The organism is Paenibacillus puerhi (assembly GCF_009846885.1).
In the GTDB taxonomy this organism is placed as follows: Bacteria; Bacillota; Bacilli; order Paenibacillales; family NBRC-103111; genus Paenibacillus_G; species Paenibacillus_G puerhi.
Window position 1 is genome coordinate 121548 of sequence record NZ_WUWM01000016.1, and the last position, 15564, is coordinate 137111.

Genomic DNA, 15564 nt, shown 5'->3' on the forward strand with positions numbered 1-15564 from the left:
GGAAGCGAGTGAAGCGAGTGAAGGAACGATTGCGCAAGTGGGCTTGTCTAGGAATGATCCTGACGGTCGGGCTGGCCGGATGTACGTCGAGTGCTCCGGAAGAAGCTTCGAGCGCTCCGAAGGAGGAGCTGATTCTCGCCGTAGGCGGAGAGCCGGAAGCGGGATTCGATCCGACGACAGGCTGGGGACGTTATGGCTCGCCGCTTTTTCAGAGTACTCTGCTAAAGCGCGATAGCGAGCTCAAGATCGGCTACGATCTGGCGACAAGCTATGAATTGAACGAGGACGGTACGATATGGACGGTGAAGCTGCGAAAGGACGCAAAGTTCTCCGATGGAATAAACGTCACGGCGGACGATGTTCAATATACGTTCGAGGCTGCAGGGAAAAGCGGATCGGCCATCGACTTGAGTAATCTGAAGTCAACGGAAGTCGTGGATGAGCACACGATCAGGTTTCATTTGAAGGAGCCGCAGTCGACCTTCGTCCAAATGCTGGTGGCGACCGGCATAGTGCCGAGGCACGCGCACGGCAAGGATTATGCGTCGAAGCCTATCGGCTCGGGTCCTTACAAGCTTGTGCAATGGGATAAGGGACAGCAAGCTATCGTGGAAGCGAATCCCGATTATTACGGCAGCAAGCCGTATTTCAAAAAGCTGACGTTTTTGTTCTTGAACGAGGATGCGGCTTATGCGGCAGCCAAGGCGGGCAAGGTCGATATCTCCTATATCCCGGCGGCTTTCAGCAAGCAGCCTGTTGCGGGGATGCGTTTGGAAGCGGCGCGCTCGGTCGATAACCGCGGCATTATGTTTCCTTATATCAAAGCGGGGGGCCAGGCGAAGGAAGGGGTCCCGATCGGCAACGATGTAACGGCAGAGCCGGCGATCCGCAAGGCGGTCAATATGGCGCTCGACCGCAAGGCGATCGTGGAAGGGGTGCTCGAGGGTCACGGAACTCCTGCCTATACGGTGAACGACGGGCTGCCCTGGTTTAATCCGGAATCCGTCATCCGGGATGCGGATATGGAAGGCGCGAAAAAGCTGCTGGAGCAAGACGGCTGGAAGGATACGGACGGCGACGGCATCCGAGAGAGGGGCGCGTTGAAGGCCGAGTTCAAGCTGCTCTATCCGGCAAGCGATGTGACTCGGCAGTCGCTTGCGATCGCGGTTGCGGATATGCTGAAGCCGCTAGGCATTCAGATTAAGGCGGAAGGCAAGAGCTGGGACGAGCTGGAGAAGCAGATGCATGCGAGTCCCGTTCTATTCGGCTGGGGCAGCCACGATCCGCTTGAGATGTATCATGTGTACAGCGCCAAGTATCAGGGCGTGGAGTACTACAATCCGGGCTATTACCGCAATGATACGGTAGAGGATTATATGAATAAAGCGCTTCGGGCGAAGACCGAGAAGGAAGCGATGGATTACTGGAAAAAGGCTCAGTGGGACGGGAGCACGGGCCTTAGCGCCAAAGGGGACGCGCCATGGGCATGGCTGGTGAATCTGGACCACCTATACCTCGTGAAAGAGGGACTGGATATCGGCAAGCAGCCGATTCATCCCCACGGTCACGGCTGGCCGGTGACGGATAACCTTGAGGAATGGCGATGGACGAAGTAAAACGGAGCCCGGCAGACGGAAAGGCGGAGGAGCGCACAAGCACAAGCCTCAGCGGCAGCGGGCTTCAGCGCGAGGCAGCGGAGCCGTCCGCCGGATCGATAGCGGGACAAGCCGCCGTACAAGGGAGAGGACGCACGCGCTTGTTGGCGGTCTGGCCGTCGTACCTGCTGCGCAAGAGCATCGGGCTTGTGCTGCTGCTTGCGGCCGTCAGCTCAATTTCGTTCGCACTGGTGGAGCATTCCCCGATCGATCCGGTTCAAGCCTACGTAGGCGCCGATCTGCTGAAGGTTGGACCCGAGCAGCGGGAGGCGATAGCCGTCTATTGGGGGCTGGATCGTCCGCCGCTCGAGCGTTACGCCAGATGGGCGTCGGCCCTCATACGCGGCGACTTCGGCGAGTCCATGATCTACCGGAGGCCGGTGCTGGAGGTGATCGGAGAGCGATTCGCCGCTTCGCTGACCTTGATGCTGACCGCATGGCTGCTGTCCGGTCTGGTCGGCTTCGCCGCAGGCGCGCTGGCCGCGATGCGGAAGGACACGTGGATCGACCGAATCATCCGCTGGTACTGCTATACGCTGGCCTCTACGCCGACCTTCTGGCTCGGCTTGCTGCTGCTGCTCATCTTCGCCGTCTGGCTGGGATGGCTCCCGGTAGGTCTTGGCGTGCCTGCAGGCGTACTGGCCGACCAGGTGACGCTCGGCGACCGCATCCGGCATATGCTGCTGCCCGCGCTCACCTTGAGCGTGGTCGGCATTTCAAGCATTGCTTTGCACACGAGGCAGAAGCTGATCCAGGTCATGGACAGCGATTATATGTTGTTCGCGAGGGCGCGGGGGGAGAGAGGCTTTACGCTATTCTGGCGTCATGGGCTGCGCAATGTGGCCTTGCCTGCCGTGACGCTGCAGTTCACTTCATTCTCGGAGCTGTTCGGCGGGGCCGTGCTTGCCGAGCAGGTGTTTTCCTATCCGGGTCTCGGCCAGGCTACGGTCGAAGCGGGGCTGAGGGGAGACGTGCCACTGCTGCTCGGCATCGTGCTGTTCAGCGCAGTATTCGTCTATGTGGGCAATCTGCTGGCTGATCTGACTTACCGTCTGATCGATCCGAGAATTTGAGGGCAGGGTTTGGTAAATCCGAATTTCCTGCCGAAAACTTGAAGGAGGCGCGCTATGAACTCAACGACTGGCTCCCCGGCGTCCCCGTCTTCCGGACGGGCCGATGGCGCATGGCGGCTGCACCGGCGACAGCGTGCTTTGCTATCCGCCGTCTTCGCCGCCGGCTTGCTGGCGCTGTTCGCGCTGGGGGCGCAGCTTGCGGACAGCGCGCAGCTTGCCTCTCGGCTTGAGCTCCGCAATCTCGCGCCGACTCTGGCTCATCCTTTCGGCACGGACTGGCTCGGTCGGGACATGCTGACGCGCACGCTCAAGGGACTTGCGCTCAGTCTTCAGGTCGGCTTGGCTGCAGGCTCCGTCAGCGTGGTCATCGCTGCGCTGCTTGGGCTGGCCGCGGCTACGATGGGGAAAACGGCGGACCGGATCGTCACTTGGCTGATCGATCTGTTTCTAAGTGTGCCGCATCTGGTCACGCTTATTTTGATTGCCTTCGTGCTGGGGGGCGGGGCCAAGGGAGTTATCGTGGGCGTGGCGCTGACGCACTGGCCCAGTCTCTCGCGTCTGATCCGCTCCGAGGTGCTTCAGCTGCGGTCAGCCGAATACGTGCAGATTTCCCGCCATCTGGGCCGTTCCCGGATATGGATCGGAACGCGGCATATCCTGCCCCATCTGGTGCCGCAGCTGCTGGTCGGACTTGTCCTGATTATCCCGCATGCGATCCTGCACGAGGCCGCCGTGACCTTTGTCGGGATGGGCTTGTCCCCGCATGAACCGGCCATCGGCATCATTCTGTCGGAGTCGATGCGCTACCTGTCGACCGGCATGTGGTGGCTGGCGTTGTTCCCGGGCTTATGCCTGCTTCTGGTCGTCCGCTGTTTCGACCGTCTGGGCGATAATCTGCGTCTGCTCGTCGATCCTAAGCGGGCGCATGAATAAGGGCGGGATGGTTCCCCGAGGGACTGGCGGCGGGCATGTCGCCCGGCTGTGAGCGGATGAGGGAAGGCAAGGTAAAGCGAGGTAAAGTAATAGAAGGTGAAATAAAGTAAGGTGAAATAAAGTAAGGTGAAATAAAGTAAGGTGAAATAAAGTAAGGTAAAATAAAGTAAGGTAAAATAAAGTAAGGTAAAGGTAAAGTAAGGCATAAGAAGATAAAGGCTAAAAGAAAGTAAAGAAAGGTGAAGAAAGGTAAAGGCAAGGCGAGGCAGGCAACCGAAAGTGGCTGCTAGTAGAGCGATCTGAAAGTCATGTCATCATGGAGCAACATAGGAGCGGTGGCGGGGTTAAGGCTAACGGACATGTTGGAGGCTGTCGATTCATTGTGGACGGCAGCGCAGTTAAGTAAAGGCTGATCATTACGGACACCACAGTCGCTATTTCACAAAAATGAGGCCTGTTCAAATTGTAACGGACACAGACGACCTTACTTACGTCAAAACCGCATAGAATGGGCAGAAATGCACCAAATAGCGTCATCTGAGTCCGTTAGATTTTCAATATCGCAAAAATGCTGCAAATAGAGACTCTGAGCTATATAGCCCCCTAATCCATTTGGACATTCCTAATCACCTTCATATACACTAGAGGGGTGGGGGAAATATCCATGAAAAGACGGTTTAGATGCCCGGTTCAAGCCAAAAAGGAGCTCGTAGTAGAGGTACTCTCCGGCTACCGTACAGAGGTGGTAGCCCGAAAGTATGGCATGGCTCCTAAAACGCTTAGCACCTGGGTTCGTCAATATCAGGATGAGGTGGGCGACCTTATGGTAAAGAAACGTGATGAAGAGGAAAAAACCAAGCAGGATGCAGCCAAGTTCAAAGAGCTTGAAAAGAAATACGACGAAGCGATGAAACTACTGGGCCAGAAGGAACTGGAGAACAGCATCCTCAGAGATCTGGTTAAAAAAAAGTATCCCGACTGGAAGTAGCCTCCTATTGGATCGGGGAGGGATATCCGGTTCGTACGGTGCTGCGTCTGTGCGGAGTCCCCCGTTCCACTTACTACTACCGCCTTCGGCATCCGGAGCGTCAACAGCCCGCAGGTAAGGGCCGTCCTATTCCAGGACACTCTTACGATAAAAACGGATCCGTTGTTTTGGATGCCCGGATCAAAGGATACCTTAGAAGTCTAATCAGAGGTCCACATGCTGCAGCCGGCTACCGGAAACTCACGGTCCTTTTAAGGCGAAAATATAAGTTAGTCATTAACAAGAAAAAAGTTTACCGGCTCTGCAAAGAGCTGGGCATCCTCGCTCCGCAACGGGAGAGGACGAATCCCGTACCCAAAAAGGTAGCTAACAATCGTGTTGTGAACGGCCCCAATCAACTTTGGCAGCTGGACATTAAGTATGGGTATGTGGCTGGTAAACGGCGGCATTTTTACCTGGCAAGCATCATCGACGTGTTTGACCGGAGCATTGTCGCGCATCATCGAGGTAAAGTTTGTAGTACTCAGGACATTTTACGAATCGTCCAAAAGGCGCTTCTGAAACGCGCGGCATACCGGCAAGGGAATCATCCCGTTCTTCGAACCGATAACGGCCCTCAGTTCGTCAGCAAGGCCTTCTACGCCTTCTGCGAACAGGCTGGCATTGAGCATGAGCGAATTCCAAACCAAACGCCAAACAAGAATGCCTTCATCGAATCCTTTCACAGTATTTTGGAAAGGGAATGTTACCAGCGGAATTGCTTTGAAACTTATGAGGAAGCTTTTAGAGAAGTAGATCGGTTTATTCGATATTACAATAACGATCGCATTCATGGCAGTCTTCAAGATTGGCCACCAAAAGAATATCTACGGCTCGTATCCGATGGGATGATAACACCAAAACAAATTGCGCTTTAGTGCGATAGCACAAGATTGAAGGCGGTAGTGTCCAAATTTAGGGGGTTAATCCGCTCAGAGTCTCTATTTGCAGCATTTTCGCGATATTGAAAATCTAACGGACTCAGATGACGCTATTTGGTGCATTTCCGCCCATTCTATGCGATTTTGACGTAAGTAAGGTCGTCTGTGTCCGTTACAATTTGAAGAGGCCGCATTTTTGTGAAATAGCGACTGTGGTGTCCGTTACGATCAGCCTTTACTTAACTGCGCTGTCGTCCACAATGAATCGACAGCCTCATATTGGACCGTTAGAGCGACAATTTCTTGGTTTTGCGGGCGCTTGAGACCGCTAAGGGTACGTCATGTCCGTTAGCCGATCCCGATACCCATGCAGGTATAGGAGACACGTAACGTTACTTCGGGTACGTTCTACTGGGAAAGGGGAAGGGGCTGCTAAACCTAGCAGAGAGCCGCCTACCCGTCACGGAATGACTGCGCCTGCGAGGACGGCTCTGCCCGGTCTGCATCCCTTCCGGGATAACACGTTAACCTACGACTACGATAGCCTGTTACAAGGTGACCCCTGTTTTGAAAATAGCGATTTCACGGAAATGACTCTTCTCATTGTTCACCCACTCGCCGCTGGCGATGCTGATGATGTAGGCGATAAAGCATCGCAGTATGTCCTCCGGCTCCACGTCCTCGACGAGCGCTCCGGCATTGAAATCGATCCAGTGCGGCTTGGCCCGGTACAGCGCGGAGTTCGTGGATACCTTCATCGTCGGGACGAAGGTGCCAAACGGCGTGCCTCTCCCGGTCGTAAATATAACAAGCTGACAGCCGGCCGCAGCCAGCGCCGAGGAGGCGACCAGGTCGTTGCCCGGCGCGCTGAGCAGGTTAAGACCTTTGGTCTGCAACCGATCCCCGTAATTCAATACGCCGTTGATGACGGACGTGCCGGACTTTTGCGTGCAGCCCAGCGACTTGTCCTCCAAGGTGGTGATGCCGCCTGCCTTGTTGCCCGGAGACGGATTTTCATAAACAGGCTGGCGATGATCAAGAAAATACTGCTTGAAATCATTGATCAGCTTGACAATTTGCTCGAAGATTTCCTCGCTCGCCGCCCGCTCCATCAGGATCGTCTCCGCCCCGAACATCTCCGGCACCTCGGTCAAGATCGTGCTGCCCCCCTGTGCTGCCATAAAATCGGACAACTGGCCAAGCAGCGGGTTGGCCGTGATGCCCGACAGCCCGTCGGAGCCGCCGCATTTCAGCCCGATCTTGAGCTCGGATAACGGCACGGTCTCCCGCCGGTCGCCCTGGGCAGCGGCATGAAGGTCCTTCAACAGCCGGACGCCCTCCGCTACTTCGTCGGATACGTCCTGGGACAGCAGGAACTTGACTCGGCTGCTGTCATATTCGCCAAGAGCCTCCCGGAATTCAGCCAAGTTGTTGTTCTCGCAGCCTAGTCCCAGTACCAGCACGCCGGCGGCGTTCGGATGCTTGACGGCGTTCGCCAGCATCGTCCGCGTATGCACATGATCATCTCCGAGCTGGGAGCAGCCATAGTTGTGCTTCAGCACCAAGGTGTTGTCGAACGGCTCGATGCTGCCGACCTCCGCTTGAAAGGCAGACATGATCTGATCGGCGACTCCGTTCACACAGCCGACCGTAGGGACGATCCACAGCTCGTTGCGAATGCCTACCTCGCCATTTTGCCGGCGATAGCCCTGGAAGGTCAGCTGTTCATCGGCGAATGGATTAGGTGCGAGCTTGGGCTCGTAGCTGTAAGCCTCCACGCCGGTCAGGTTGGTTCGGGTGTTGTGGGTATGCACATGCCCGCCTGGGGGGATCGCCTCCGTAGCGTGGCCGATCGGATACCCATACTTGACCACATGCTCCCCTGGGACAATCGGTACAAGCGCGATCTTGTGGCCCCGAGCCACATCCTCGAGCAACGTGACCTCCTTGTCCCCGACGACGGCGTGCTCCCCTTGCTTATAATCTCTCAAGGCTACGGCAACATTATCTCCGGGATGTATATGAATGATTTCCTTCATGCCGACTCCTCCTCTTGTGGCTTAACGCTTCTCCTCGGCGAGCAAGGCTTCCAACGCAGGCTGCATGCCGGAATGGACAATCGCGTGCAGCTGCTCGGCAACCAGCGCGGTCAAGCCCGGCACCTCATTCAGATCACGGCCCCACTGAGTCTTGGCTCCGAGCACGGCAGCGGTGAGCTTCTGCACGCCAGGAAGCGTCCCGTCATAATCGTTCCAGGCGGTCTGGAACAAATCCAGCACCTCGCGATCATCCACTAGCTGGATCGCTTCATCGCCTCGTTGGCCCCGATAGAAAGCGATCAACGCCGCGAGCGAGAAGGTCAGCTTTGCCGGCAAAGCGCCTTTGGCTTCCACGTACCCCAGCAAGGACGGCAGATCGCGCGTTTTGAACTTGGATACGGAATTCAAGGAAATGCTCATCAGGTAATGCTCGATGAACGGATTCCCGAACCGCTCCAGCACGGCTTCGGCGAAGGAGGTCAGCTCCTCTTCCGGCAGATCCAGCGTAGGGATGATCTCTTCCTGAATGAGCGCTTTCACATAGGCGCCAGCGACCTTATGCTCCAGAGCGTCCCGCACGGTATCCAGCCCGTACAGGTAGGCAACCGGCGTCATCGCGGTATGGGCTCCGTTCAGAATCCGTACCTTGCGCGTCCGATAAGGCGTCATATCGTCCACGACCAGCACGTTCAGTCCGGCAAGGTGGGCAGTGAACTCATCCTTGACCGCCTGCGGTCCTTCAATGACCCACAGGTGGAACTGCTCGCCGACCACGACAAAGCGGTCCTCGTAACCAAGCTCCTCGGTAATCTCCCCGATCCGGTCCTTCGGATACCCCGGCACGATGCGGTCCACCAGGCTGCAGCAGAACGTATTCGCCTCATGCACCCAACGGACAAAGCCATCTTCCAGCCTCCATAGCTCGGCGTACTGGAGCACGATCCTTTTGAGCTCATCCCCGTTGCGGTCGATCAGCTCGCAGGGAATGATGATGAAGCCTTTGGAGACATCGCCCCCGAAGTGCTGATAGCGGCGATAGAGCAGCGCTGTCAATTTCCCCGGGAAGCTGCTTTGCGGCCGGTCGTCCAACCGGTCCTCGGCGACGAAAGCAATCCCTGCTTCCGTCGTGTTGGAGACGATGAACCGCAGCTCGGGATTCTCGATCAAAGCCTCGTACTCGTCATATTGGCTGAACGGATTCAGCGCCCGGGACACAGTATCCACTACGGTATGCTCCCGTACCGCCTCGCCGTCCTTAATCCCTTCCATATATAAGGTATACAAGCCGTCCTGCTCCATTAGGCCCTCCGCTAGGCCCTGAGGCAGCGGCTGGACAATCACGATACTTCCGCCAAAATCCGTCTTCCGGTTCATCACTTGGATCTGCCAATCCACAAACGCGCGCATAAAGTTGCCTTCGCCGAACTGCAGCATCTTCTCGGGATAGCGGTTGGCTACGGGATGGGTAGTTTTGTTTAATCGGTTCATGAGGGGGACCTCCTTCATAGGGTGGGGGTTAAGACTATACCTTGAACAATAGGACTAACTGAGTCTGTTGCACACGTGCACAATTTCAAGCTAGATCAGCCGTTTTTTATAGACTGCGGTCGGCTGAACCTGTCTTTTTGAGAGCTGATTCCAGGCAATACGCCCGGAGTTGCGGAGTTGATTCTTCTTCATTGTCATTTGTTTTGAGGGATGGTGCAAGGATAAATGTCACAGGGGGAGGGGGGAGAAGCGGTTATGGGGGAGGGAAAGAAGGTGAAATGCAATCATTTGATTGCACATATTGAGTGTTGACCGTATAATATAATCGTGGGGTGTGAACCATATAGATGACGACGGCAGAATTTCTCAGGCAAGCGAAATCACTTATTTCTAGCGGACGAACATACTTTTCCAAACGAAACGATTATGATACCATTCAAGCTCTTTTTGATTTAGGTATTGAAGACCGAAGAGGCGCCTGGCGAGAGATCATGAAATTAAAGCCTACGGATCAATACAAGCCCCCTGAACTGGATCGTCGAGGTTCTAAGGAGTTGATCTGGTTTTTCAAGAAAGAGATTAATGGGCAAATCGCTTATATTAAGCTAACCATTGATCAGAATCTATGTATATGTATCTCGTTTCATCCAGAAGGATATACAAAGAAATAAATACATAATCTCAAAATCCCCATGCATGATAGGAGGATATCGAAATGAAACTATTGAATTATTGTGAATCTTGCCGTGCAGTGCACCCTTATACTATAGAAAAAGAACCGCATGTATTTAGATTTAGAGGACAGGATATTGAGGTTGAACGAAAACTAGCCTTTTGTCAGAACTGTGGTTCGTTAATTGACGTAGAGGAATTAGAACATGAAGCAATGGCTGATGTAGCGAGAATTTATGCAGAAAAGTATGGCATGACATCACTTGAAATCCAAAACGTCAGACAACAATATAAATTGGGTGTGCGGCCCTTTGCCAAGCTGTTGAATATTGGGCCTGCAAGTGTAACTAGATACGAATCCGGAAGTTTGCCACAAGCAAGCCATCTAGAATTATATAAACGACTGCAGCAACATCCTCATGTGATATTAGAATTCTTCACCAGAAATAAGGATTTGCTTACTAGCAGGGAATTAAAAATGACCGAAGCAGCCCTACATGCTTGGACAATCCCAGAGCAATCAGTTCAAACAGACGAACAAATTATTGAATCCATTTATAAGCCTTATGAAGCAACGGAGTTGGCTGGCTACAGTGAGTTCTCCTTAGAAAAGTTTATTCATATGTTTTTGTATTTTACGAAAAATGGTATTTTGAAAACAAAACTTATGAAATTGTTGTGGTATAGTGATTTTTTGTATTTCAAACGGCAAACAGTATCTATAAGCGGTGCAACTTATTGTAAATATCCGTATGGTCCGGTGCCTAAGGATCATGATATCACTTTAGCTCACTTACAACATATGAATGTAATTGAAGTTGACGAACGTACGAATGATGAGGGTTGGACTATGATGACTATTAAAGCTTCTGAGCCATTTGACTCATCCATTTTCACTGAAGATGAGCTAGAGACCATGCAGGAGGTTGAGGCACAATTTAGAGAATATGGTTCTCGGAAAATTAGTGAGTATGCGCATAATGAAAAAGGCTGGTTAGAGACAGAAGAGAAACAGCCGATTAGTTATAAGTATGCTGAAGAATTGCGAGAGTTCTGATAAGATCGAACTTTGAGGAGGAGCTTGTGTTGGGCAACTTGCAAGTACAGCTTCAACTGGCCTTGCTGGAAATCGAACGATTGAAACGTGAAAATGATGATCTTAGATCCAAATTGAAAATGGCTAATCAAGATATTGCCGTGGGGTATAGAGGAGGAAGTATTACAATTTATTCAGTCTAATGTGAGGGAAAGCAATATTTTTCAAGAGGGCTATATAAACCTTGAAGAAGACGAAAGCCCGTGGGATACAAGCAAAGCGCGAAAGTGAACTGTACATGTACCCGTACTCCGGGGTAAGCTTGCTTACATTTAGTTCGAGCGTGCACATCCTCTCATTCAGAATATTACTGATGTACTGCTCTGTATTTGCATCGGTTTGAAGTCGGCCGTAACCATCCTCACGTCTCTGTAAGAGACATAGCGGAAGGAGTTGCGGATTTGGTGAATGATGCACTTTTGGATCTCCGTCTGGTGGTAGCAGGCAGAGATGGCTTGGGAAAAGCCGGTCAAGTTGTCTACGCAGGTGATGAAAATGTCTTGTACACCGCGGTTTTTGAGCTGATTCAGTACGCTGAGCCAGAACTTGGCCGATTCGTTTTCGCCGATCCAAATACCAAGCACGTCCTTGTTCCCATCCAAACCAATGCCGATGACCATGTAGGCGGCTTTGTTGACAATGTGGCTGTCCTGCTTCACTTTGAAGTATGAAAAAAAGCGAAACAATAGGATCATAAATCCTTAATCGTTCGCTTTTTTGTCTTTACCTATATTTTTGTTTTTCAGTTCTTCATACTCAATCTCGACTAGTTTGAAGAAGCTGGATGGTTTGATCCTCAATCCTTCACAAATTTCAAATATTTTGCTAACGGAAGGTTCATTTCTGCCAACCTCTATCATGGATATGTAGGATCTGTCTACATTGCATTCGAAAGCTAAGTCTTCCTGAGTCATACTCTGCTTGATTCTTAATGATTTGACTATTTTGCCAATAATAAGTTTTATGATAATGGGCTGTTCGCTCAAGTAAAATTCTCCTTTTAAGTCCATTATCATTTTGTTATAATAACCAACAACAGATAAAGTATTCAACAAATAGTAAAAAACATACATTATTGTTTTTTATTTAAATGAGTTCTGTAATTTCGACATATCTAGATCTTTAGTAAACATTAACTCTGGAGGTCAGCCATGCTCAAACAAACCCCATCTCACCCGCTCATCACCATAACCTCGGATATCAACGAAGCCACACACTGGATGCCCTTACCCGATGAACGCTGGACGGCGGACAATAGTGCTTGGAGTGGTGCCACACCAGGGAAACATTACCGTTTATTCTATGATAAGTACGATCGGGAGTATGTGATTGTCAACGACCGGGGCCAGTTATCCATGATTTACTTGGCCCATCATGGTCTGTATCTGATTTATGAGCATCAAGACGCTCCAGCGGGAAATTTGGTAGAATCCGGTGTAAATCCAGACCTGTCTGAGGTTCAATCTACCTAAGCAGGTATATTTTAGGGGGAGGGATAGATATGAGGCGCTCCAAAGAGCTACAGTACTTGATACAGGACCGTTTGGATAACGCGCTAGCGCAGGTTGAGCAGCAGGAAGACATAGTCCGACTGCGAGCTATGGAGCGAGCGTCGTATACAGCGATGAAGCATAGCATATGCAGGGAAGAACTGCACCAGTTTATAGCCTGGGAAGAGATTTACTGGATTCTTCACATCGCCGAATTGAAATGGATGTACCAGCAGGGACTTCGGGATGGAATGAATGAGGGTCAAGGAGGGCGTATCCTTCATGATGAGCTGTTGGACTATTGTCCGCTCAAACTTCGACAGCAGAGCCCAATCCCTGGTCAGCTTGGATAAGTCCCGAGAGCTTCATATTTCGTTCCCTGCTTCACTGTGGTATACTGACAGTAAGAATGGCGTACAATGCAAAGAGAGCCGTGCTGCTAACACGACTCTCCGAGCAATAGCCGCTTTAAAGGGCGGTAGGCTTCAAGTATTTCGGGCACAAATAGACCGCGACCTTGACCGAGGGCGGTCTATTTGCGTTTCTGGTTCGACAGCAGTGCTACGATAAGCAGACCGAATGTAAGCATGATCATCAGCGCTTCGAATACTGTCATGGGGCATCCCTCCCTTCCGAGAGGTAGCCGACCGCCCTTGCAAGCCTATTCTATTGCCCCCTGATTATAGCATAACTGGATAAGACTATAATACTAGCTGTTGCATACATACCTTAACTAGTCATACCATCCCCTATGATGTAAAATTAACCCATACTATACATTTCTAAAGAAATCCGAGATGTCCCACGAAGCAAGGTCTGTATGAGCAAATCATCAATACTACTTGCCCAAGTGCAGGCGGTCGATAATGGAAGAGCAACGGCTGATGAAGGGGATGCCTCCGGCGCTGGTGCCGTCAGCGAATAAAGCAACAGAATAGGATGTGAGAGCCATGCTCGAAGTAGCCGCGGCCATTATTGAGAATGCACAGGGGCGGATTCTGATCGCCAGGCGGAGGAAAGGGAGATCTCAGGAAGGTCTGTGGGAGTTCCCTGGAGGGAAGATCGAGAACGGGGAGTCGGCCGAGGACTGCCTGCGGAGAGAGCTGCAGGAGGAAATGCAGATTGACATAGATCCCTATGCCTTCTTCGGAACGAATGACCACGATTATGGCTCCGTCCGTATCCGGCTGATCGCATACAAGGCGGCTTACCTGGCCGGAGAGATTGCATTGGTGGATCACGACGATTACAGGTGGATCGGGCTGGAGGAGTTGGGGGAGTATGTATTTGCCCCGGCGGATATTCCGTTTGTGGAGATGCTGGATAAATGAAATCTAGTTTCGCTAAATGATGGGTAATCTGACTACAATCATTTTGATAGGAGAGTGGGCTAATGAGCAGTCACAACAAGGAAAGATTCTCGAACCGTGTAGGGAATTCAACTGGTTGTTAAAGATTGTTTTCGGGCCAAGCCGTGGGCTTGGGGTGTGCAGCAGGTTTCTTCTTCGTTGTCATTTGTTTTGAAGGCACTCTCAAGGATAAATGTCACAGGGGGGAGGGGGGAGATATCATGATTCCGAAGGTATGGCGGGAAGCGCTGAAAATGCTGGGGGCAGGAATACGAATGAACTAAGCGTTCTTCCATGTTATAATCAGAACGGGAATCAAACTCTGAAACTAAGGAGCGGGATCATGAGGCTGACGAATCAAACCAAGGATCTTCAGAAATTCATTAAGCTTACGGGCGGTCGTGCTAAGCTGGATGCCAAAGCCAATGATACCTACATTGTATATAAGACGGCAGAAGGGCAAATCGTTAAGGAATACAGTGATGGTCATATCATTCCTGTATCCGATCAGGATAGTTCTCATGCATGATCCGAAGCCGATCATCTACATTTTTGCCGGTAACAATGGTAGCGGGAAAAGTACAATCCGGAATCTAATCGTTGATCGGCTGGGGATCAGTGTTAACATAGATCCCGATGCCTTGGCTCGAGGGATCGATTCTGTTCATCCGGAAAGTAAAAGGGTATCTGCAGGGAAAGCGGCTATCCAATTAGCCAGGGACTGTATTCGTCATAAGCGTGATTTCTCCGTGGAAACCACTTTAGCTGGAGGCAATGTCATTCGCCTGATGCAGGATGCCAAGGAAAATGGATTCGAAGTTACGATGTTTTATGTGGGTCTGGGCGACTATCAATTGAATATTGAGAGAGTCGCAGCTCGTGTTAAAAATGGAGGACATCACATTCCTACTGAGGATATTATCAGACGGCATGATACTTCAATTATAAATTTACTTTCACATCTTCACTTAATCGACCATCTGATTGTTATAGATAACAGTCGTACAGAAGGCGAAATTTCTCTCGAGATCCATCGGGGCTCGATCACCCATCTGTCGGACTCGCTTCCCTTATGGGTTGAACATATTGAACAGAGATTATTGATGGGATAAGAACAGCGGAGAATTCTGAGCTGTTCTTTTTTTTTATGAAAAGAATCCGCAGTCATGGTGGGTTTCGATTTTTTTAAATTTAAGGTCAGTAGAAAAATGACAGTAGGATGCCTGGGAACCGGAAAAGACGGTACCGCTGGTTAAGACTAACGACCGTAGGAACCCTCCCCAAATATCTCCCTCAGTACGTTCTTCGCCATTCTAAGCTCTTGTGAATTTCTGGCTCTCATTATTTCTACAATCTCATCTAAATCAGTTTCTGACTCCATTTGCTTTTCTTCATGCTCTATATATGTAAAAAACTTTGAGATATGCACCTCTAATGCCGCGGCTATTATTGAGAATGAACAGGGGCGGATTCTGATCGCCAGGCGGAGGAAAGGGAAGTCTCAGGAAGGCTTGTGGGAGTTCCCTGGAGGGAAGATCGAGAACGGAGAGTCGGCAGAGGATTGCCTACGGAGAGAGCTGCGGGAGGAAATGCAGATTGACATAGATCCCTATGCCTACTTCGGCACGAATGATCATGATTACGGCTCCGTCTGCATCCGGCTGATCGCGTACAAGGCGGCTTACCTGGCTGGAGAGATTGCTTTGGTGGATCACGACGATTACAGATGGATCAGGCTGGAGGAGTTGGGGGAGTATGTATTTGCCCCGGCAGATATTCCGTTTGTGGAGATGCTGGATAAAAATGAAATCTAGTTTCGCTAAATGATGGGTAATCTGACTATAATCATTTTGATAGGAGA

The 15564-nt window shown here is 51.2% G+C and carries 18 protein-coding genes and 1 pseudogene; 14 read left to right on the plus strand and 5 right to left on the minus strand.

What is annotated here, in order from left to right; genetic code table 11:
- Positions 1–53: 53 nt before the first annotated feature.
- The 5 genes from GSF01_RS16005 to GSF01_RS30375 all read left to right on the plus strand — a co-directional run bounded on the left by GSF01_RS16005 (position 54) and on the right by GSF01_RS30375 (position 5566).
- A complete protein-coding gene (locus tag GSF01_RS16005; RefSeq protein WP_235941545.1) occupies positions 54–1616 on the plus strand; it encodes an ABC transporter substrate-binding protein in 1563 nt (520 codons plus the stop codon).
- Positions 1604–2728, plus strand: coding sequence for an ABC transporter permease (locus GSF01_RS16010; protein ID WP_159885743.1), 1125 nt, complete (start codon positions 1604–1606; stop codon positions 2726–2728). The genes GSF01_RS16005 and GSF01_RS16010 overlap by 13 nt, the downstream gene beginning before the upstream one ends.
- 54 nt (positions 2729–2782) lie before the next feature.
- Positions 2783–3661, plus strand: coding sequence for an ABC transporter permease (locus GSF01_RS16015; protein ID WP_159885745.1), 879 nt, complete (start codon positions 2783–2785; stop codon positions 3659–3661).
- A 664-nt stretch (positions 3662–4325) separates the two neighbouring features.
- On the plus strand, positions 4326–4649 hold the full coding sequence (locus GSF01_RS16020; RefSeq protein WP_159885747.1) for a transposase: 324 nt from the start codon (positions 4326–4328) through the stop codon (positions 4647–4649).
- Between the two features lie 38 nt (positions 4650–4687).
- Complete coding sequence (locus tag GSF01_RS30375) at positions 4688–5566, plus strand: IS3 family transposase (RefSeq protein WP_159885749.1); 879 nt, start codon at positions 4688–4690, stop codon at positions 5564–5566.
- Between the two features lie 551 nt (positions 5567–6117).
- Here GSF01_RS30375 and GSF01_RS16030 read toward each other — a convergent pair.
- Positions 6118–7608 (minus strand): UxaA family hydrolase, encoded by a 1491-nt coding sequence (locus GSF01_RS16030; RefSeq protein WP_159885751.1) that lies wholly within the window; start codon positions 7606–7608, stop codon positions 6118–6120.
- Positions 7609–7629: 21 nt separating this feature from the next.
- Entirely contained in the window at positions 7630–9114 is a 1485-nt protein-coding gene (locus GSF01_RS16035) for a tagaturonate reductase (protein ID WP_159885753.1), read from the minus strand.
- A 329-nt stretch (positions 9115–9443) separates the two neighbouring features.
- Here GSF01_RS16035 and GSF01_RS16040 point away from each other — a divergent pair, with 329 nt between their 5' ends.
- From GSF01_RS16040 to GSF01_RS16050, 3 genes are read left to right on the plus strand one after another with little or no spacing between them, the layout of a single operon-like run.
- The gene (locus tag GSF01_RS16040) at positions 9444–9767 is read left to right on the plus strand and encodes a type II toxin-antitoxin system MqsR family toxin (RefSeq protein WP_159885755.1); all 324 of its coding nucleotides are present in this window, start codon (positions 9444–9446) and stop codon (positions 9765–9767) included.
- Between the two features lie 44 nt (positions 9768–9811).
- Positions 9812–10825: a type II TA system antitoxin MqsA family protein gene (locus GSF01_RS16045; protein ID WP_159885757.1), complete on the plus strand. Its 1014-nt coding sequence runs from the start codon at positions 9812–9814 to the stop codon at positions 10823–10825.
- 29 nt (positions 10826–10854) lie between these two features.
- On the plus strand, positions 10855–11007 hold the full coding sequence (locus GSF01_RS16050) for a hypothetical protein (RefSeq protein ID WP_159885758.1): 153 nt from the start codon (positions 10855–10857) through the stop codon (positions 11005–11007).
- 195 nt (positions 11008–11202) lie between these two features.
- Here the strand turns inward: GSF01_RS16050 and GSF01_RS16055 are convergent.
- Together GSF01_RS16055 and GSF01_RS16060 are read right to left on the minus strand one after the other, a co-directional pair.
- Positions 11203–11532, minus strand: a pseudogene (locus GSF01_RS16055) (transposase); the annotation flags it as partial.
- 33 nt (positions 11533–11565) lie between these two features.
- The gene (locus tag GSF01_RS16060) at positions 11566–11850 is read right to left on the minus strand and encodes a helix-turn-helix domain-containing protein (RefSeq protein ID WP_159885759.1); all 285 of its coding nucleotides are present in this window, start codon (positions 11848–11850) and stop codon (positions 11566–11568) included.
- A 165-nt stretch (positions 11851–12015) separates the two neighbouring features.
- Between GSF01_RS16060 and GSF01_RS16065 the strand changes: the two genes are divergently transcribed.
- Together GSF01_RS16065 and GSF01_RS16070 are read left to right on the plus strand one after the other, a co-directional pair.
- The gene (locus GSF01_RS16065) at positions 12016–12336 is read left to right on the plus strand and encodes a hypothetical protein (RefSeq protein WP_159885760.1); all 321 of its coding nucleotides are present in this window, start codon (positions 12016–12018) and stop codon (positions 12334–12336) included.
- Between the two features lie 29 nt (positions 12337–12365).
- On the plus strand, positions 12366–12707 hold the full coding sequence (locus tag GSF01_RS16070) for a hypothetical protein (protein WP_159885761.1): 342 nt from the start codon (positions 12366–12368) through the stop codon (positions 12705–12707).
- Between the two features lie 179 nt (positions 12708–12886).
- Here the strand turns inward: GSF01_RS16070 and GSF01_RS30380 are convergent, their stop codons facing one another.
- Positions 12887–12970 (minus strand): putative holin-like toxin, encoded by an 84-nt coding sequence (locus GSF01_RS30380; protein WP_407945772.1) that lies wholly within the window; start codon positions 12968–12970, stop codon positions 12887–12889.
- Positions 12971–13304: 334 nt separating this feature from the next.
- Here GSF01_RS30380 and mutT point away from each other — a divergent pair, with 334 nt between their 5' ends.
- The 4 genes from mutT to GSF01_RS16090 all read left to right on the plus strand — a co-directional run bounded on the left by mutT (position 13305) and on the right by GSF01_RS16090 (position 15517).
- Positions 13305–13685: an 8-oxo-dGTP diphosphatase MutT gene (mutT, locus tag GSF01_RS16075; RefSeq protein WP_159885762.1), complete on the plus strand. Its 381-nt coding sequence runs from the start codon at positions 13305–13307 to the stop codon at positions 13683–13685.
- A 361-nt stretch (positions 13686–14046) separates the two neighbouring features.
- A complete protein-coding gene (locus GSF01_RS16080; protein WP_159885763.1) occupies positions 14047–14232 on the plus strand; it encodes a hypothetical protein in 186 nt (61 codons plus the stop codon).
- On the plus strand, positions 14225–14815 hold the full coding sequence (locus GSF01_RS16085; RefSeq protein WP_159885764.1) for a zeta toxin family protein: 591 nt from the start codon (positions 14225–14227) through the stop codon (positions 14813–14815). Before GSF01_RS16080 ends, GSF01_RS16085 begins: the two co-directional genes overlap by 8 nt.
- 333 nt (positions 14816–15148) lie before the next feature.
- Positions 15149–15517 carry a (deoxy)nucleoside triphosphate pyrophosphohydrolase gene (locus GSF01_RS16090; RefSeq protein ID WP_268893716.1) on the plus strand — a complete coding sequence of 123 codons (369 nt, stop codon included), beginning with the start codon at positions 15149–15151 and terminating at the stop codon, positions 15515–15517.
- The last annotated feature ends 47 nt before the right edge of the window (positions 15518–15564 follow it).

Bases quoted from the DNA above. Each gene is read 5' to 3' on its own strand.
- GSF01_RS16085 (WP_159885764.1), top strand. From the start codon at position 14,225: ATGCATGATCCGAAGCCGATCATCTACATTTTTGCCGGTAACAATGGT.
- GSF01_RS16020 (WP_159885747.1), top strand. From the start codon at position 4,326: ATGAAAAGACGGTTTAGATGCCCGGTTCAAGCCAAAAAGGAGCTCGTA.
- GSF01_RS30380 (WP_407945772.1), bottom strand. From the start codon at position 12,970: ATGACAGTATTCGAAGCGCTGATGATCATGCTTACATTCGGTCTGCTT.
- GSF01_RS16080 (WP_159885763.1), top strand. From the start codon at position 14,047: ATGAGGCTGACGAATCAAACCAAGGATCTTCAGAAATTCATTAAGCTT.
- mutT (WP_159885762.1), top strand. From the start codon at position 13,305: ATGCTCGAAGTAGCCGCGGCCATTATTGAGAATGCACAGGGGCGGATT.
- GSF01_RS16045 (WP_159885757.1), top strand. From the start codon at position 9,812: ATGAAACTATTGAATTATTGTGAATCTTGCCGTGCAGTGCACCCTTAT.
- GSF01_RS16005 (WP_235941545.1), top strand. From the start codon at position 54: ATGATCCTGACGGTCGGGCTGGCCGGATGTACGTCGAGTGCTCCGGAA.
- GSF01_RS16070 (WP_159885761.1), top strand. From the start codon at position 12,366: ATGAGGCGCTCCAAAGAGCTACAGTACTTGATACAGGACCGTTTGGAT.
- GSF01_RS16010 (WP_159885743.1), top strand. From the start codon at position 1,604: ATGGACGAAGTAAAACGGAGCCCGGCAGACGGAAAGGCGGAGGAGCGC.
- GSF01_RS16040 (WP_159885755.1), top strand. From the start codon at position 9,444: ATGACGACGGCAGAATTTCTCAGGCAAGCGAAATCACTTATTTCTAGC.
- GSF01_RS16015 (WP_159885745.1), top strand. From the start codon at position 2,783: ATGAACTCAACGACTGGCTCCCCGGCGTCCCCGTCTTCCGGACGGGCC.
- GSF01_RS16030 (WP_159885751.1), bottom strand. From the start codon at position 7,608: ATGAAGGAAATCATTCATATACATCCCGGAGATAATGTTGCCGTAGCC.
- GSF01_RS16065 (WP_159885760.1), top strand. From the start codon at position 12,016: ATGCTCAAACAAACCCCATCTCACCCGCTCATCACCATAACCTCGGAT.
- GSF01_RS16035 (WP_159885753.1), bottom strand. From the start codon at position 9,114: ATGAAGGAGGTCCCCCTCATGAACCGATTAAACAAAACTACCCATCCC.